The 18,740-nt window shown below is 64.8% G+C and carries 8 protein-coding genes; all 8 read right to left on the reverse strand.

Annotation, left to right across the window (positions count from 1 at the left end; genetic code table 11):
- Positions 1–41: 41 nt before the first annotated feature.
- The 8 genes from IDM28_RS21720 to IDM28_RS21755 all read right to left on the reverse strand — a co-directional run bounded on the left by IDM28_RS21720 (position 42) and on the right by IDM28_RS21755 (position 18,724).
- Positions 42–656 (reverse strand): GAD-like domain-containing protein, encoded by a 615-nt coding sequence (locus IDM28_RS21720; RefSeq protein WP_224786435.1) that lies wholly within the window; start codon positions 654–656, stop codon positions 42–44.
- A complete protein-coding gene (locus IDM28_RS21725; protein ID WP_188036853.1) occupies positions 653–9,814 on the reverse strand; it encodes a hemagglutinin repeat-containing protein in 9,162 nt (3,053 codons plus the stop codon). The genes IDM28_RS21720 and IDM28_RS21725 overlap by 4 nt, the downstream gene beginning before the upstream one ends.
- Positions 9,815–9,830: 16 nt before the next feature.
- Positions 9,831–10,349: a toxin-activating lysine-acyltransferase gene (locus IDM28_RS21730; RefSeq protein ID WP_101322589.1), complete on the reverse strand. Its 519-nt coding sequence runs from the start codon at positions 10,347–10,349 to the stop codon at positions 9,831–9,833.
- Between the two features lie 10 nt (positions 10,350–10,359).
- Entirely contained in the window at positions 10,360–12,108 is a 1,749-nt protein-coding gene (locus tag IDM28_RS21735; RefSeq protein ID WP_181089001.1) for a ShlB/FhaC/HecB family hemolysin secretion/activation protein, read from the reverse strand.
- A gap of 189 nt (positions 12,109–12,297) precedes the next feature.
- A complete protein-coding gene (locus IDM28_RS21740) occupies positions 12,298–13,581 on the reverse strand; it encodes a response regulator (RefSeq protein WP_188036854.1) in 1,284 nt (427 codons plus the stop codon).
- A gap of 137 nt (positions 13,582–13,718) precedes the next feature.
- Entirely contained in the window at positions 13,719–14,999 is a 1,281-nt protein-coding gene (gene gabT / locus IDM28_RS21745; protein WP_101322592.1) for a 4-aminobutyrate--2-oxoglutarate transaminase, read from the reverse strand.
- Between the two features lie 177 nt (positions 15,000–15,176).
- Positions 15,177–16,619, reverse strand: coding sequence for an NADP-dependent succinate-semialdehyde dehydrogenase (gene gabD / locus IDM28_RS21750; protein ID WP_188036855.1), 1,443 nt, complete (start codon positions 16,617–16,619; stop codon positions 15,177–15,179).
- A 428-nt stretch (positions 16,620–17,047) separates the two neighbouring features.
- Positions 17,048–18,724: an aryl-sulfate sulfotransferase gene (locus tag IDM28_RS21755; protein WP_188036856.1), complete on the reverse strand. Its 1,677-nt coding sequence runs from the start codon at positions 18,722–18,724 to the stop codon at positions 17,048–17,050.
- Positions 18,725–18,740 lie beyond the last annotated feature (16 nt).

Here is an 18,740-nt window from a genome sequence, read left to right on the forward strand (position 1 = left end):
ACTTGGAAGTGGCCGTGATCCTTACGCTTCCAGCCATCACCTCACCGACGCAACTGATCCAGAATCATCAGGTGCACTTCCAGGTTCAACTTCACCATATGCTCAAGGTCGGCCTTGCCGCCGATGCAGAGCGCCGGCTCGAAGGCATACATTTCGTCCTCGGCAACCGGCCCCAGCTTGGCAAGTGCACGCTGGAACAGCGGTCTGCCTTGGTTATCGTCAAAGTCCAGGCTGTCACGACTGGTAGAGCCGAGGAAAATGCCGAGGCTGCGGTCTGGTTGCGGGTTGGATTTTTGCAGCTGATTCTTCAGCGCAACGATACCGCCAGCCAAACTAGACACTGTGATCTTGCGCTGATAACGCTCGCCCCAGGCATACAGTGAGCCGAACGCGTCCCTGGCGATCACGTGGTAATTATCGATTTCGGTCAGGCCGCTGCCTTGCAACCACATATCCAGCGTGGCCTTGTACGCATCTGGGTCCACGATCCAGAACAATCCATCGGCGTAAGAACACCAGCCTTCTTCGCGCCAGTAGCCCAGCAATGCAGCGGGCAGTTTTGACTGGTATTTGTCGAAACTCGCTTCAGGTACCTCACGACGCGAGGTGGCTTCACCGAGGTTGTCGATCATCGACTGGAAAAATTCGTCTCTCACTTTGCCGCTCCTCGCAGTAGCTCCAGCCTGACATTCATCTTCGCCTGCCCAGCCCCATTGGCGATGGCCGAGGCCACTGATTCGTCAAGCGCCTTCAATCGGCTCGGCCAACTGCCGCCAATTGAGGAGTTGACCAGCGAATCGCCCATTCTGACAGGTTCAGGGCTGAACCAACCACCGGCGACCATATCCGGATCATGTAATGCCGCAAGGTCCGAGCGAATCTGTTTGGCCCGTACCGACGCCTGCGCAGATGCGGTCTTGAAGTCCAGATTCTTGTCCTTGGCCATCAACGACTCGGTGATGCTGTCACGCACGTCATTTTCGAAGTCTTTACCAAACTTGGTTTGCGCTGCAACCGAGTCGGGATTTCGCCCGTGTTTATCATAGGCATCGCGAGCAATCTTGAACTCGTCGACGCTCATCTGGTTGATAGCCTTTTCCTGGGCCAGCAGTTGCTTGTTGTACTCCTTGAGGAAACTCTTCTGCTGTTCTGGCGTCATCGCCTTGAACTTGTCGCTGTTGTAAGGGTTGAACGGCTTGACCGTGAACTCATCCATCAGCGGCACGGCTTTTGCGGGATCTATCGGCGCATCCGGTTTGACGTGTGGGTCGCCGCCACTGGTTGACGGCTTGCCAGTGCCCGCCAGCTCATCCGGCACGCGAGTCACCGGTGCCTCTGGGACATCGACGGCCGGCCGTGCAGGCACAACCTTACCGGCTCCGGCCCCTTCGGTCTTGACCAGTTTGGCACCGTCTACAGCCATTTTTTCGAGACTATCGCGGCCCAGCTTGATGCCCACACTGGCCAGTTTGACGCCGCCTTTGGCAACCCCGCCTACTCCGGTGAGAAGCCCACCAACATCCCATACCAGTTCGCCCATGTCGCGGCCCAACTGTTCGGCGTGCTCATCACCACCGACTGTTAGCGCTTCTTCGATGCGAGCGACCTTGGCCTTGAGGTTTTGTTTGACCTCTTCCGGGTAGCCGGCCAAGGCGCTCGGGTCGTCAATCAGGCCGCCGATGGCCTTCACCGTCTCGATCGGGTGCAGAAGCATCTGCGCCAGCCCCGAGATGTCATCAAAGCCGGCCTTGATCAAGCCCTGGCCAACCCCGCTTTGCGTCAGCAGGTCCTGCTTCTTGCTGATATAGGCCCACTTGGCCAGCACCTTGAGTTCATCCAGGCGGCCTTCGGCTTCCTTCAGCTCTTTGCGTGCCTGCACGTACTGCTGGGTCGCCAGCCAGTTGTTATCCACAGCCCCCGAGGCCGCCGCGGTAGCGGTGGCGGCATCGAGGCTGGTGGTGGCGGCGATGCCGGTGACCAGGCTGACGATGAGGTTGCGCTTGGCTTCGCGCTGGCTTTCAGTTTCGGTCGGGCTGGCTTCGGAGAACAGCCCGGTGAGCAGGCTCGACGCCGCCGCGCCGGCCGCGCCACTGCCGCAGCTCTGGCTGCTGGCGGCCGCACCGGCGCAGGCGAGGATGCCGTGCAGGGCAGCGTGCATCGGCGTGCCTTCGACCAGGGTGCCGTCGGCGACCAGGTCACCGAGGTAACCGGCGCCTTGCTGCTGCACGTAGTTGACGACCATGCCTTGCATGAACGCGCCGTTGCCGGCACTGATGTTGCCGCTTGCTGCGGCAACCAGTGCGGTGGTGATCTGCCGGTAGGTGCCGCCGGCGCCCCAGTTGCCGGCCACGCCATCCGCTTCGTTGCGCAGCCTGATGGCCTGGTCGCGCAGGGCCTGGCTGAGCTCGGCGTCGCTGGTTTCGAGGGCCTTGGCATCGGCTGCATCGGCCGCGTTGCGCTTGGCGTCGACTTCCTTGGCCTTGTTGGCGAGCAGGGTGCCGGCCTCGTTGGCAAAGGCGTTGACGATCTCGAAGCCGGCGCGGATCTGCTCTTCGTCGAAGATCGGCTTGAGCGCGTTGGTGTTGTCGCGGTCACTGGAGACATCGCGATTGAGCCCGGCGAGGGTCTCGTCGACGCTCTGGCCGGTGCGCTCGCGCTGGGCAGCGGCGTCGGTGATGAGGATGCTGCCGCCACTGATGCCGCTGCGGGTCACGCTGCTGGCGCTGTCGCTGGCACTGATGGCAATCGGCAGGCTGGCGCCGATCTGTTTGTCGTTGGTGGGGATCTCGGTGCCGGGGGTAATCGCGCCGCCGGTCTGCACCTTGCCGTCCTGGGACTTGCCGATCTCGCTGTAGCCGCCGCCGATGCTGAAGGTGCTGGCGTCGTACTCGGCTTTGTTGCGGATGTCGCTGGTGGTCAGGCTGGCGGTTTCGAGGCGGTTCTTGCCGTCAGCCACAGCCTTGTCGCTGCTGGCGATGACCGCGCCTTTGAGGTCGGTGTTGCCGCCGACGCGGATGTCGAAGCCGCCGTCGCCGGCCTTGATCCCGGACTGCTCGGTAACGCTGGCAAAGTCCGAGTCCATGTCGGTGCCGCCGAGGTTGGCGCTGCCGCCGCTGACCGTGCTCATGCCGTAGCAGAACGGCGGGATGCACAGGCTGATGCCGACACCCATGCTCTTCTCATCGACCTTGAAGGTATCGGTGTCTTGCAGGCTCTCGATGTTGAGGTCGCCGCCAACGTCTGCCAGCACCTGACGGCCACTGACCACGGCGCCGCGCAGGTTGGTGTCACCGCCGGAGACCAGCGTGGTGGTGTTGCCTGCGGCGATCTGGGTGTTGGTGTGGGTCAGGGTGTCGCCATCGGCGTCGCCGCGGTTGCCGCTGACGCCCAGGTCGAGGGTGAAGCCGTTGCGCGAGCCGCCCAGCGACAGGCCGATGCCGACGCTGGCGCTCATGCCTTTGCTGTCGCTGTCCTGCTTGCTGGTGTTCTGCGCGGCGAGCAGGTCGATGTTGCCGTCGGCGGCGAGGGTGGCGTTGTTGCCGGCGCGCACCTCGCTGCCCTGGACGAGAATGTTGCTGTCGCTGCCCGCACCGGTGGCGCGCAGACGCACGTCGTTGCCGGCAATGATGGTCGAGCCGGCAGCGGCGTCGCTTTGCTGCACGGTGGTGCTCTGTTGCTGCTTGGTGCCCAGCGACAGGCTGATGTTGATGCCGCCGGCAGCGCCCGGGTCCTGGGCGACCGCAGTGGCGGCGTTGTTGACCGCCAGTGCGGTGGTGGCCGCAGCCAGCGCCTGCATGCGGCCGTCTTCGGTCTTGCTCGACGCCTGCTGCATCTGCTGGGTGGTCTGGATCGCGCTGATCACCGGGTTGGTGATGGTCACGGTGAAGCCGGTCTGCTTGAACAGCGTCTCGCGGGTGCGCTCGCTGGTCTCGCGGGCTTCGGTGATGGCGATCTGTTGAGCGAGGATGTCGACGTCGCCTTTCGGCGCAACCACATCGCTGCCGACCTGGCGGTACTGGCGCCCGGCTTCGATCATGACATCGCCTTCGGTGCTGCCGATGGTGCTGGCGCGGGCGGTTTCACGGGTGGTGAGGTCTTTGACGCTCTGCTGCTGGGTGCCCATGGTCAGGGCGATGCCGCCGCCGCTGAACAGGCCGCTCTTTTTCTCCGACTTGTCGTGGCGTTCGCTGCTGCTTTCGGTGGCCGCTTCGATGTTCACATCGCGCTCAGCGACCAGCACCGTTTGCTTGGTCGAGACCACGTCGCTGCCGCGCACGCTGATATCGCGGCCGGCCTGCAGGTAGGTCTGCTCGCCGCTCAAGGTGGTGCCGCTGGCCTGGGTCTGGCTGACGGTGTCGCGCAAGGTGGTGGTCTTGCTCGACAGCATGCCGTTGCTGCCCTTGAACTTATGCGCTTCGTCGGCGAACTGGTACTGCTCGGCGGCCGTCAGGTTGATGTCGCGGCGCGCTTCGGCAAGGACCATGCCTTGGTCGCTGGTGACCGTGGCGCCGCGGGCGTTGAGGTCCTGGCCGGCGGTGATGCGCAGGTCACCGTTGGTTTGCACGGTGCTGCCGACTTCGCCGCGGCTGGCTTCGTTGCGCCAGTTGCTGGCATCCCAGCGGATCGCCTGCTGCGAACTTTCGCTGACGGTGCCGAGGTTGACGTCGCGCCCGGCCTGCAACTGGGTAGCGCCGCCCTGGCCGGCGTTGACCACCTGGCTGCCTTGCAGGTTGAGGTCATTGCCGGCGGCGACTTTCATGCTGCCGCCATCACCGCTGACAAACAGCCCGGCGACCCGCGACAGGTTGCTGCGGGTGCCTTGCTCGCTGCTGCTGTCGCGGATCAGCGAGCGGCTGTTGATGTCCTGCCCGGCGTCGATGGCGAGGCTGTCGGTGGCGCCGATCAGGCCGCCGAGGTTGTTCAGGTTGTCGCGGGTCTGCAGGGCGACGTTGTTGCCCTGGATGCGGCCACCGAGGTTGTCGATGTTCTGTGCGGTCAGCGCGACCACGCTGCGCCCGCCGAGGCTGCCGCTGTTGATCAGGTCGCCAGACAGGTCGAGCTTGAGCTGCTGGCCGGCGATCAGCGCGCCATTGCCGTTGATGTCGCCCTCTTGCACGCGCACGTAGACCTGCGGCACCAGCACCTTGCGCGATTCGCCGTTGGCCAGGGTGACGTTGCGCTCGACCAGCCAGACGATGTCGCTGGTCAGCTGGGCCATCTGCTCGGCGCTCAAAGCAACACCCGGCACCAGGTTCCAGTCGCTGGCCAGGGTCACGGCGTTGTCGATCAGGGCGCGGTACTGCGCTTCGTCGTTGGCAAAGCCGTCGAGGAAGCGCCGGCCGGTGAGCTGGGCGATCTGTTCGCGGATCAGCTTCTGCTCGTAGAAGCCGTCGCCAAGGCGTTGCTGAGTCTGCGCCGGGTCGAACTGCAGGCGCTCGAGCATGTAGTCCGACGACAGCCATTTGCGGTAGCTGGTAAAGCGCGCGTCGGTCTCGATCAGGTAGTTACTGGTGCCTGCGGGGTTGGTCTGGAACAGGCTGTTGTTGGGCAGCGCCAGGTTCAGGCCGCCGGTGCGCACCTGGTCGGCAATGCCCTGGCCGTCGTTGAGCTTGACCTCGACTACGGCGCCGACTCGGTACTGCTCGCCAACCTCGGCGTTGACTGCACCAACCGTAGCCACCTGCTGGCCGACCTGGAGCAGCTCGCGACCGCTCAGCTGAGTGCCGCTGCCGTTGACCACGGCGTACTGGCCGTACTCGGTGGGGGTCAGGTCGATGTCCTGGATCAGCGGCGCCGGGCGGTAATCGGTGATTCTGCGGCCCTGGCTGTCACGGCCCTTGCGCTGGATGCGGTAGAAGTTGGTCGCGGTGCCGGCATCGGTGGTCACCCGCTGGCCGTCCACCTCGGTGTTGATCACTTGCGCGGCGCCGGCCTGGAGCAAGCCACCGGCCAGAATCCGGCTCTTGTCGTTGAGTACGCTGTCGCCGCTGAAGGTCAGGTTGCCGCCGGCCAGAATCTGCCCAGGCGCTGAGCTGGCGATACGGGTTTCGACCACGCTGCGGGTGTAGTCGTAGCGATTGAAGTTGTCGCGCACGCCATCCGGGGCGACCAGATGATCGACTTCGTCGCGGTAGACCGAGACCTGATCAGGGCGGTAGCGGTTGGGCGAGCCGGTGATCTGGAATTCCTGCAACTGCTCGCGGCTGACTTCTACGTCGACGGTGCTGAAGTGTTCGTTGGTGTTGCGCAGCTCGCGGATGTTCAGGCTCATGGCGCCCAGCGATTCGACCGTGGCGCTGGCGTTGGCCAGCAGGTCGGCGCGGCCGCTGGCCTGATCGTTGCCATCCAGCGTGCCACCGATGGCGAGGTCGCCGGCACTGAAGATCAGCGCCTGCTCGCGGTTGTCGATACGCTGGCTGCCGATGTCCAGCCGCTCACGGGCGGCGATGACCGCCGCCGGGCCTGCTTCGTCGAGGTTGGCCAGGGTGCGGCTGGCGATGGCCAGACGGTCGCCGTAAATGCGCCCGGTGCCAAGGTTGAATAGCTCATCGGCTTGCAGGCGCACCTGCTGACCGTCGATCAGGCCGCGGTTGTGCAGTTGGCCGTTGACCCGCAGGTCGACCTGGGTGGCGGCCATTTCGCCGCTGGCGGCGTTGTCCAGCGCCTGACCGCGCACGATCAGCGCTTGCCCGGCGAGCAGCTTGCCGCTGTTGTACAGGGCCCCACCGATATCGATATCGACCTTGCCGTTGGCTTGCACCTGGCCGCCGAGGCTGAGGTTGCCCTGCTGGCGCAGGATCAGGTCACCGAGGCTGAGCAGGCGGCCACTGCCGCTGAAGTACGCCGCATTGAGCGACAGCAGGCTGCCGCCGAGCAAGGTGCCACTACCATTGTCGACGGCCAGGCGGTTCTGCGCCGGGTCGCGATCGGCCAGGCGCAATTCGCTGCCAGCCGAGACCAGGCCGGCGTCGTTGTACAGCGCCTGGGCCAGGCCGAGGTCGATGCCGGCGTCAGAGCGCAGGGCGCCTTGCTGGTTTTCCAGAGTGTCAGCGCGCAGCAGCAGCGACTGGCCTTCGATGCCTTGCTCGTTGCCCTGGCTGGTGCGGTTGTCGAGCTGCGCGGTGGTCAGCCGGGTTTGCCCAGCGCTGCGCAGCAGGCCGCCGCGGTTGTCGATGCGCTCGTTCTGTTCAACGATCAACGCACCTTTGGCCTGCACCTTGCCGCCCTGGTTGTCGAGGCGGTTACCGAGCAACTGCACCTGGCTTTCGCCGGCGATCTGGCCCTGATTGTTGAGGGTGGTGGCTGCCAGCAGCAGGTTGCCCTTGGCGCCGATAAAGCCCTGCTGGTTATCCAGTTGCGCGCTGCGCAGCTCGACTTCGGCCTGGCCGACGATGCCTCTGTCAGCGCCTGAGGCGCTGTTGTGCAGGGCGGCGCTGCCGGTGTCGACGAACAGCCGGCCACCGGCCTGGATCAGCCCGCCGCTGTTGTGCAGCTCGCCGCTGCGCAGGTCGAGCCTGGCCTGTGCATCGAGGGTGCCGCCGTCGTTGTTGACGCTTTGCCCACGGCTGTCGAGCAGCAGCTCGCGGCCACTGATCACGCCCTGGCTGTTGTTCAGGCCAAGCGCGCCGAGTTGAATATCGCCAGCCGCTTCGAGGCGCCCGCCCTGGTTCTGCAGCTGACCCTTGCTGACTTCCACGAACAGCCCGGCCTCGACCGAGCCGAGGGTGCCGCCGCTGTTGTCGAGCTGGCCGGCAATCACTTGCATGGCCTGGGTCGCGGCGAGGGTGCCGGCGATGTTGCTGAGGCTGTCGGCGTTCAGGTTGAGGGTATTGCCGGCGCTGAGCGTGCCGCCGTCGTTGAGCACTTCGCCGGCAGTGACGGTCATGGCGCCGCCAGCAGCCAGGGTGCCGCCACGGTTGTCCAGGCGCTGCGCGTCGCGCACTTGCAAAGTGCCGCCGTGGGTGGCGATCACGGTGCCGCCGCTGGTATCCAGGTCACGGCTGTCTAGCAGCACTTGCCGGCCTTGGGTCTGGCCGTTGGCAAGCTGGGCCTTTTGCGCGCTGATCTGCAGGGCGCCATTACTGGCCAGGGTGCCGCCGTTACCGTCGATTTCGCTGGCGCGGACGTCGAGTTTGCCGCTACCGGCGTGCTCGACCTTGCCTTTGCGGTTGGCCAGGGTGCCTGCGTCGAGGCTGAGCTCGCGGGCGTTGCTGGCGATGCGGCCGTCGCTGTTGTCGAGCTGGCCGGCGACTTTGATGAGGCTTGCTGCGGTGCCGGTCTGGACCAGTTCGCCGCCGTTGTTCGAGAGCTTGTCGGCGTTGACCTGCAGGTTGCCGACATTGACCTTGGCGCTGTCGCTGCGCACGGTTGCGCTGGCTTTGGCGTCGAGGCGGCCAGCGCTGTCGATGGTGCTCGAGCTGAGGTCAAGGTCGCCGTTGTTGGCGGTCAGGTTGAGGTTGCCGGCGTAGCTGCGGCTGTGGCTGAGGTCGACCGTGTCGCCTTGCAGATCAAGGGTGCCGCTGGCGTGGTTCTGGCCGTGGGCGGCAATCTGCTTAGCCTTGACCGTGAGCGTGGCGTTGCCGCTGGAAGTACCTTGGGCGTCAACGCCGGCTGCCAGCAGCGAGTCGCGGCTGCTGTCGAGTTTGGCCGCGTCGATGTTCAGATTGCCCTGAGCGGCCAGCTCGCCGGTGTTGGTGACAGTGCCCTGGCTGCTGGCGTGCAGGTCGCCTTTGGCGTACAGGCTGCCGCTGTTGTCCACTGCCGTGGCACTGGCTACGCGGGTCGCCCCAGCACTGCTGATGGCGCCCTGGTTGAGCAGCTTGCCGTCGGCGCTGATCACCACGTCACCGGCCATGGCGCCGATCTGCCCGGCGTTGCGTACGCCAACCCCGGCCTCGGTGCCGACCAGCTTGATCTTGCCGGCGTACATGCCGCCCAGCTCGGCGACGTCGATGGCCACCTCGGGCTGGGCGCTGTCGTCCTTGGCCAGGGCGGTGGCCTGGGTATTGTCGGCGTTGACCTGATTACGCCCGGTGGTGACCTTGAGGTCGTTGGCCCAGATCCCGGCGTTGACCTCGACGCTGCGCGCGATCAGGTCGGTGTAGTCGCTGTCGCGGGCATCCAGGCCCTTGCCGGTAATGCTCAGGGTGCCGCCTTCGACGCGGTAGCCGGTGATGCGCCCGTTCTCCATCTGCGCGCGGCCGGTGGTCAGGGTCGAGCGGTCGGCATTGATGAAGCCGCAGCCGTCACAGGTGATCCCGGCCGGGTTGGCGATGACCACTTCGGCGCGCTGGCCGGCGACTTCGACGTAGCCACGCAACTGGCTCGGGTTGCTCGAATTGACTTCGTTGAGGATGACCTTGGCACTGCCCCGGCCAAGGTACGGGTTGCCCTCGATCCAGCCGCCCAGCTGGGTTTTGCTGTTGCCGACCGCGTTGTTGAGGATCGCGCCACGGCCGTCGACGTCGAACTGGCTGTAGTTGTTGCGCGACACCCCGCCGGCGCTCGGCGCGCGGATGTTGACCTGCGGCGTGCCGTTGGCGCTGTTGATCACCATCGGCTGCTGCCCGCTGGGCGCGCCACGGTCGGCGACGATGCCAGCGGCCCAGGCCGGGGCCACGCTGAGGCTGATCAGCCCAAGCGCGCCCATCAGGGCGTAGCGCAGGCCGTTGAGGCTGGCGACGCAGGGCTTGGCCACCACGCCGCTGCCACTGCTGACGCCGGGCGCCTTGCCGGCGCTGCTGACGGTTTCGGCGACGACCATGAGCAGGCCGCGCGCCTTGTTGAAGATGATGCGATACAGATGCTTGTTCATTGCAAATCCCTTTGCGTCAGGCGTCGGTGGCCAATGGGTGAGCGGCAAACCAGGCGCGCGCCTGCTCCGGGATCACCCCGATGCCATGAAAAGTGTTGACCCTGAGCCCTTGCTCTTCGCCGCGGTGGTGCAACGCGCGCGCGCAACGGTCAGTGAACAGGCGCCGCGCCAGCAGGCGGCTGAGGGCGACGCTGTGGCCGAACGGGGTGACCCAGTCGTTGATCCACATGCGCTCGCCGCTGCACCAGTCGGCTTCGTCCAGCTCGATCGGTGAGCGGGTCAGGTAGCGCTGTTCGGCGGCCTCGCTGAGGTTCAGCCAGGAGACGAAAAACACCGGGCGACCGCCCTCGCTGCCCAGCACGAACTGGCGGTGTTTGAGCGCCGGCAACAGCAGGCTGGCGAGGCTGTGCAACGGGGCGTCGCGGTGGGCCGTGGAGTGCATCCACAGCCAGGTCGCAGCGCCCAGCGCGGTGGCTTCGTTCCACGGTTCGTCGATCAGGCCTGGGGCGGTGATGTCGAAGGTGTCGATGCGCATGGCAGCCTCCTCAGAACGACAGCGCGACGGTAAACGCGCTGGTGAAGTTGGCGGTTTCGAAGCCATCGGGCTTTTTCAACGGCGTACCCCACGACCAGTCGTAGGAGAGGTTGCGATAACCGCCGCGCACACCGACCACGGCACCGGCCAGGCGCCGGCCGATCAGGTAGTCGGCGGAGTTGCCGCCGACTTCGCCGTAGTCGACCCCGGCGTACAGCTCCTGGCCGCTGCTGCCCAGGGCCAGGCCGAGTTCGTTGCTCAAGGTCCAGCCGCGGTCGGCCGAGAGGATGTTCTCGCCATCGAAACCACGCACCGAGTAGCGCGTGCCGATGCTGAAGCGGTCTTGCGGGACCAGTTCGGTGCGGTTCCACTGCGCGCGCCAGCCGCCGATGTAGCGCAGGCGCTGGCCATAGGCGTCGAACGGCACTTGCAGCTGGGCGTCGGCCTGGATGATTTTCGAGCGGGCGGTGCCGTCGCCGAAGGCTTCTTCCGGCGCCTCCAAGGCGCTGTGGGCGCCGGTGCCACGGCGGTAGCTCAGGCCAAGATCAAGGGTTGAAGCGCCGATGAACTCACGATGGCCAATGCCCGCCTGCCAACCGGCCATGCGCCGGTGTTGCTGGAGCAGTTCGGTGTCGTCGATGAAGTTTTCCGAAGAGCGCGTCCACAGGCTGCCCCACATCGTCGTCTTGCGCACCGCATCGCGGTACACCAGGCGCGACAGGCGCAGCTCGTTGTTGCGGCTTTCGCCGCGGTAGAGGAAGTCCTGGTTAACCCCGGCCACCGTCTGGTGGTAGTCGTACTCGCTGCTGGTGAACGCCAGTTGCCAGTACCCGAACGGCAGCGAGTAATGCAGGGTGTGCCCTTTCGAGCCTTTGTCGCCGGAGGTGCCGCCGCCCAGGTCGTGGTTGAAGCTGGCGTAGAACAGGTCATTGAGCGACAGCGGGTTGTCCAACGACAGCGCCACGGCGCCCTGGTATTTGCCGGTGGTCTTGCTGCCGCTGTTGTCCACCGACAGGCTCAGGCGCGCCGGGAAGCGCTGGCGCCAGGCGATGATCACGTCGCTCTCGCCCGGCTTGGCGGTGCTGCTGGCGGCAGGCGCGATGCGGATATCGGCTTCGGCAGTGGGCACCCGTTTGAAGTTTTCCAGCGCTTGTTCGATGTCGCGCAGGTTGAGCAGATCGCCAGGCTTGGCCGGCATCGCGTTCCAGGCGTTGGCGCGCCCGCTGGTGCCCTCGGCAAAGCGCACCTGGCCGATGCGGCCGGGCAGCAGGGTCAGCACCAGAATGCCGCTGTTGAGGTCTTGCGCTTCGGCCAGGACACGGGTGGTGACGTAGCCCTTGGCGATGATCGCGTTCTGCATGCGCTTCATCGTCAGGTTGATGCCGGCACCGCCCAGGCACTGACCCAGCGCTGGGTCGTCGCTGGGGTTGGCGGCCTGCAGCGCCCACTGGAACTGCTCGGCAGCCTCGCCGATCAGGCGGATATCGTTGATCTTGAAGCAGGGTTTTTCATCCCGCGGCAGGCGTGCCTGGGCCTCGGCCACAGGTGCAGCTTCCAGGCGCACGTCGGGGCGGGTGTCGAGTTGCTCGCGCAGGATTCGCTCGCGCTCGCGTTGGCGCAATTCTTCATCGGCAACGGCTGCCGAAGCTGACTGGCTGACCACCAGACCTGCCAGCAGCAGGCATAGTGGAGGAACAAGCGAGGCGAATGAGCGGGCGACAGCAACAGTCACCGCGCCGCGTTGCGCGAGTGGAGGCATGACACGTCCTTGTGAACCGGAAACGGGTAAAGGCTTGGGACAGGGGATGTCCTGCAGGCCTGAAATCGAACGGTCTGACGTGTCATTCGCAGAAAAGTTGCGTGATGAAGTAGGAAAAATCAGCACAGCAGAGCGATTTGTGAAACAAATCGCACTCTGAGCGTCGGGTTTTGTCGCGCGGCCCTGTAGTTACTCTTTGCTGACCGTGGCTGATTCATCGGTCGAAGGCGCCTCGCTGGCGGCAGCCTCCTGGCCTGGCGCGGCGTCGACTCTGCGCAGCCGATTCAGCTCTGGCAGGCCGAGTTTCAACAACCGTGCAGTCTTGTTGCTGGCGACCTTTTCCAGGCCTTGATCTGCCGGCACCCGCGCCAGCTGCCCGGCCAGACTCATGGCCAGAATCTCCCGCGAGTAGACCCCGCCACCCAGGGCATACACCGCCGCAATCAGCTCGCGCAGCGGCAGTGGCAAGCGCCAGCGGGTGCGCAGCGCCGAGCCGAATGGGGCGCCGAATTCGTTGAGCGACAGTTGCACCTGATCTTCATCCAGCTCACCGCCGGCCAGGCGCCACTCCTGCAGGCAACGCAGCACCGCTAGGTCGCCCAGACAATGCAGCAGGCCGGCGCAGTAGCAGCGGCCTTCATCAACTTCAAGCATGCGCGCCAGGGTGCGGCCGTACTCTGCGGTGTGCAGCGACAAGTCCCAGTAGTGCGCGGCATGCCGGGCCAGCAGCGGGTCGCTCAGCCGCGCGCTGCGCTTGAGAGTCAGGCCGAGCACCAGGTTCATGCTCTGGGTGCTGCCGAGTTTGTTCAGCGCCTGCAGCAAAGTCTGCGCCGGGGCATCGCTATGCATCGCCGCGCTGTTGGCGGCGGCGATCAATACTGCGGTGATCTGCGGGTCGCTGCGCACCTCTTCTTCAAGCACGCGCAGGTCCAGCCCTTGCGGATTGAGCGCGCGCTTGATGGCTTGCTCGACGTCGGCCAGCAGCGGCCCACCGTCGGCACTGGCGCGGCGCTGCTCAAGATACGCCGGCAGCTTGGCTCCGGGGCTGAGCGGCGGCACCGGGCAGGCGATCTCCTCGCCGGCGCTGGTCAGCAGCACTTCGAGGCGCTTGCGCAGTTTGTCGATGTTGAGCGGTTTGCTCAGGTATTCGGTGGGTTGCAACGGCAGCACTTCACGCACGCTGGCGCTGTCGCTGCGGTTGCTCAGCAAAATGAACGGCAGGCTCGGCGTCTGGCTCTTGCCACGCACTCTGCGCAGCAGGTCGAGGCCGTCAATGTCACCCACCAACTCACGGTCGGCGATGATCAGGTCAGGCTTGCTGGCCAGTGCCGCCAGCGCCTGGGCACCGTCGGCGCAGATCTGCAGGCGGGCGTCGCAGCGCACGCTTAGCAGGGTTTCGCGCAGCATGTCGCGCACCCATGGGTCGCCTTCGGCAATCAAAACGCAAGGCGCGGTGGGGTTTGCAACGCTCATGGGCTACTCCTGAGTAATCGTGTCACGCAATCCGTTGCAGCTTCCAAAACAGGTCCTTGGGCTAACCATAGCGTCTAGCCCGCTCGACAGGCATAAAAAAACCCGCCTAGGCGGGTTTTTTTCTGACGCGGGTCACATTACGCGAGTTCAGCGAAGCACTCTTCGATGATCGCCAGGCCCTTGTCGAGCAGCGCGTCTTCGGCAGTCAGCGGCACCAGGATGCGCAGGACGTTGCCGTAAGTACCGCACGACAGCAGGATCAGGCCCTTGTCGCGCGCCTTGGCCACGACCTGGTTGACTGCTGCAGCGTTTGGCGTGTGCGAGCCAGCGGCGTCGAACACTTCAACTGCAATCATCGAACCCAGTGCACGCACATCACCGATGATCGGGTGCTTGGCCTGGATCTGGCGCAGGCCAGCGACCAGGTGCTCGCCAACAGCCTTGCTGCGGTCGAGCAGTTTTTCTTCTTCGAACACCTGGATCACGGCCAGGGCCGCGGCGCAGGCGATCGGCGAACCGGCGTAGGTGCCGCCCAGGCCGCCTGGAGCGATGGCGTCCATGTACTCAGCCTTGCCGCACACACCGGCCAGCGGGAAGCCGCCAGCGATGGATTTGGCGAAGGTGGTCAGGTCAGGCGCAACGCCCATCTGTTCCATGGCGAAGAAGGTGCCAGTACGGCCAGCGCCGGTCTGCACTTCGTCGGCGATCAGCAGGATGCCGTGCTGGTCGCACAGGGCGCGCAGGCGCTGCATGAACGGCTTGGTCACCGGGATGAAACCACCTTCGCCCTGAACTGGCTCGATGATGATTGCAGCGATGTCTTTTGGCTCGGCGTCGTTCTTGAAGATGCGTTCGATGGAAGCGATCGAGTCGTCGATGCTCACGCCGTGCAGCTCGTTCGGGAAGATCGCGCGGAAGATGCCGCCTGGCATCAGGCCCATGCCGGCCGAGTACGGTACGACTTTACCGGTCAGACCCAGGGTCATCATGGTACGGCCGTGGTAGCCGCCGGTGAAGGCGATAACGCCAGCACGGCCAGTGGCAGCGCGGGCGATCTTGACGGCGTTTTCAACCGCTTCGGAGCCGGTGGTGACCAGCAGGGTCTTCTTGTCGAAGTCGCCTGGGACCAGCTCGTTGATTTTTTCGCACAGCTCAACGTAAGGCTCGTAGGCCAGCACCTGGAAGCAGGTGTGGCTGACCTTGGTCAGCTGGTGCTGAACAGCGGCAACCACTTTCGGGTGCAGGTGGCCGGTGTTGAGTACGGCGATGCCGCCGGCGAAGTCGATCAGTTCGCGGCCTTCAACGTCGATCACGGTAGCGTTCTTCGCGGTGTCGACGAAGATCGGGTGGATCTGGCCAACGCCACGTGGGACGGCGGCGACACGACGTTGCATCAAGGATTCGTTGGTCTTGCTCATAGTGCCCTCAATTGCGCCGACTGATAGCGGCGCTTGGGGGTGGCTGGGTCTGTTCGCGATCAGTATTCGTTGATCGACTGGCGCGAGCGCCCGGGCCACCAGGTCCTGCAATATAAAAAGACCAGCGAGACGTCGCTCTCGCGCCCCGCTGGCAGAGGTAAAAACCTTGCTACTGGATCAGACGCTGATGCACAGGTACTTGATTTCGAGGTAGTCCTCGATACCGTACTTGGAACCTTCGCGGCCCAGGCCCGAGGCCTTGATGCCGCCGAATGGCGCAACTTCGTTGGAGATCAAGCCGGTGTTGATGCCGACCATGCCGTATTCCAGCGCTTCGGCAACACGGAACACACGGCTCATGTCGCGGGCGTAGAAGTACGAGGCCAGGCCGAATTCGGTGTCGTTGGACATGGCGATGACTTCTGCTTCGTCTTTGAAGCGGAACAGCGGCGCCAGTGGGCCGAAGGTCTCTTCCTTGGCTACGGCCGCAGTTTTCGGCACGTCGACGAGGATGGTCGGTTCGAAGAAGTTGCCTTCGATCAGCTTGCCGCCGGAAAGGATCTTGGCGCCTTTGCTGACTGCGTCCTGGATGTGCTCCTGAACCTTGGCTACAGCCTTGCCGTCGATCAGCGGGCCGGTGGTGGTGCCGTCTTCCAGGCCGTTACCGATCTTGAGCTTGGCCACAGCGGCCTGGAGCTTCTCGGCGAACGCGTCGTAGACACCGTCCTGCACGTAGATACGGTTGGCGCAGACGCAGGTCTGGCCGTTGTTGCGGTACTTGGAGATGATCGCGCCTTCGACTGCCTTGTCCAGGTCAGCGTCGTCGAACACGATGAACGGAGCGTTGCCACCCAGCTCCAGCGAGACCTTTTTGATGTCCTTGGCGCATTCCTGCATCAGCTGACGGCCGATTTCGGTCGAGCCGGTGAAGGACAGCTTGCGCACGATCGAGTTGCCGGTCAGCTCGGTGCCGATGTCGCCGGCGCTGCCGGTGACGACGCTGAACACGCCAGCCGGGATGCCGGCGCGGGTGGCCAGCTCGGCCAGGGCCAGAGCGGAATACGGGGTCTGCGAAGCAGGCTTGAGCACCATGGTGCAGCCAGCGGCCAGGGCCGGGCCGGCTTTACGGGTGATCATTGCGGCCGGGAAGTTCCACGGGGTGATGGCCGCGGTAACGCCGATTGGCTGCTTGATGACGATCAGGCGCTTGTCTGGCTGATGGCCCGGGATGGTGTCGCCATAGACGCGCTTGGCTTCTTCGGCGAACCACTCGATGAACGAGGCGGCGTAGGCGATTTCGCCCTTGGCTTCAGCCAGCGGCTTGCCTTGCTCGGTGGTCATCAGGCGAGCCAGGTCGTCCTGGTTTTCGATCATCAGCTCGAACCAGCGACGCAGCTTGTTCGAACGCTCTTTGGCAGTCAGGGCACGCCAGGCCGGCAGGGCCTTGTCGGCAGCTTCGATGGCGCGGCGGGTTTCAGCGGCGCCCATCTTTGGCACGGTGCCGATGACTTCACCGGTAGCCGGGTTGGTCACCTGGATGGTCTGGCCGTTGTCCGCATCCAGCCATTCACCGTTGACGAAGGCTTGCTGGCGGAACAACTGAGCGTCTTTGAGCTGCATGTCGGCTTCCCTTGAGCACCGTGAGCGCACGGAGCGAATTATTGATTGTTGAACACGCACCCCACCACGGAAAACGGCCGTTACGGGGCTTGAGCGTTTGAAATCTCAAACGAATCGTAAGGGTCTGTTGGGTCTTGGACAATAGGCTGTTCGAAAAAAAGAACGAGTGGTTGAACACCTCGTCCGATTTTCGCCAGCGTTGCGTGGCCCGCGCAGGGCCCGACAACAGTAGCCCCGTGCGTCGTGAAAGGCCAGCGACGCTGGCGCGGCGGATATTTGGGGAATGGCGCAGTCTTGGTGTAGGAGCGGCCTTGTGTCGCGAAAGGCCCGCAAAGCGGGCCCGGCGATGTCAGCGGCGGAGTTGATAATGTGGGGCCGCTGCGCAGCCCTTCGCGGGTGAACCCGCTCCCACAGGTACTTGTACGCTTTTAGAATGCCTTGTCGAGTTCGATGACCAGCGCGCGGTAGCCGACGCTGCCCGGTTGGCGGCTATTCACTTTCAGCTCGACCAGCACCTCTTGCGTGCCGCGGCGCACTTCGTTGAGGGTGGTGGTGGTGAGTTTGTCTTTGGTGAGGAAGCCGACCGAGGCCGAATAGATGAACTGGGTGTCGGTTTCCGGGCGGTAGGCGACCACCGAGGTGACCGGGCTGTACCACTCGTCTCCGCGCTCCTTGCCGTATTCCCAGACCTGCTCGACAGTGCCTTTGGCTTCATCGATACGGTATTCGACGGCGCGGCTGTAGTTGCCGCTGAGCTTGGTCGCGGCAAAGTCGCGGCCCCAGCCATTATCGAACACAGTCAGCGTGCCTTTGCCGGTGAGCCAGGCGGTGTGCTGGGTCCACGACCAGTCGAAGCCTGCGCTGGCGATCGGCGTCAGCACCTTGTCGCGCAGGCGCTGCGGCCAGCCCTGCGGTGAGGCCAGAATCCACTTCACCTGCTTGTCGCGACCGATCTTAACCACGCCTTGGTGGCGTGCTGAAATGATAATGCTGTCGTCATCTGCGTCGTAGTCGATGGCATTGACGTGGGCCCAGTTGCGCCCGGTGCCGACTCCGGGGATGTCGCCGAACGGCAGGTCGCCCTCGGCCAGTTCATTGGCCAGGTTGCTGTCCTGCCGAGCCACGCCTGCGGGTAATTGCACGGCGGCCTTGCCGAGGGTTTCCAGCAGGTCGCCGCGATACGGGTCGAGGATCTGGTTGAGGTCCCAGAACTCCAGCACATCGCCGGCTTCGTTGACCTCGATGATGTGGTCGCGCACCGAGCGCACGCGCTTGCCGTCAGGGCGGCGATAGTCGCTGGTGCCGACCCGCAGCAGGTAGGTGCCATGGGGTGTTTCGCGAATCTCGTGGGAGAAGTCGGCGAACTTGTCCGGCAGGTTGCGCTGCCACACCTGGCGGCCGAGCAGGTCGTACTTGGAGTAGGTCTGGCCCTGGCCCCAGATCAGTTTGCCGTCGCGGGTCTGCTGGAAGCCCATGGTCCCGCCGAGGCCGTCACGGCGGTTGGAGTCGTGGATCTGTTCAATGTCCAGATACCAGCGCACGTCGCCATTGCTGTCGGCGATCCAGTTGTTGCCGACCTGATCCCACTCGGCAGCGCCGCCCAGGGCATTCCACTTCAGGGCACGGCCACCGGGGATATCGCCGAGCAGGTGGTTGAACAGGTAGAGGCGCTGCTCGAAGCCCGGCGCGACCTTGACCGGTACTACTTCAGGCAGGGCGGCGGTCTGCTTGGCCACCACCGGCAGGCGCACGGCCGGGGCGTAGATCTGGTACTGCTCGCGGATGCGCTCGCCATCGAGCTTGTAACTGACCTCGACCTGGTTGACGTGGTCCGGGTACAGGCCAAACACCGGGATGCCGCCGTAGGTCCACAGCGAGCGGTCGCTGACGTCGTAGCTGATATCCACCCCGCGCTCGCCACGGCCGCGCACGCGCACATGGGCGGCGCTGATCGCGCGGCCGCCATCGCGGATGATCGCGGTCAGCGGCGCCAGCCGGTACGGGTTGACCACCACGTCGCCGAGCAGCGCTTCGTCACGGTCGGGGACCTTGGCAGTCAGGCAAGCGCCTTCGGGCAGGTCGAGGGTTTCGGTCTTGGCATTCATGGCAAAGCTCCTTGTA

This window comes from Pseudomonas sp. EZ-C24 (assembly GCF_014525325.1).
GTDB classification, from domain to species: domain Bacteria; phylum Pseudomonadota; class Gammaproteobacteria; order Pseudomonadales; family Pseudomonadaceae; genus Aquipseudomonas; species Aquipseudomonas shirazensis.

Coding starts and splice junctions, on each gene's coding strand:
- IDM28_RS21755 (WP_188036856.1), bottom strand. CDS start 18,724: ATGAATGCCAAGACCGAAACCCTCGACCTGCCCGAAGGCGCTTGCCTG.
- IDM28_RS21740 (WP_188036854.1), bottom strand. CDS start 13,581: ATGAGCGTTGCAAACCCCACCGCGCCTTGCGTTTTGATTGCCGAAGGC.
- IDM28_RS21735 (WP_181089001.1), bottom strand. CDS start 12,108: ATGCCTCCACTCGCGCAACGCGGCGCGGTGACTGTTGCTGTCGCCCGC.
- IDM28_RS21725 (WP_188036853.1), bottom strand. CDS start 9,814: ATGAACAAGCATCTGTATCGCATCATCTTCAACAAGGCGCGCGGCCTG.
- gabT (WP_101322592.1), bottom strand. CDS start 14,999: ATGAGCAAGACCAACGAATCCTTGATGCAACGTCGTGTCGCCGCCGTC.
- IDM28_RS21730 (WP_101322589.1), bottom strand. CDS start 10,349: ATGCGCATCGACACCTTCGACATCACCGCCCCAGGCCTGATCGACGAA.
- gabD (WP_188036855.1), bottom strand. CDS start 16,619: ATGCAGCTCAAAGACGCTCAGTTGTTCCGCCAGCAAGCCTTCGTCAAC.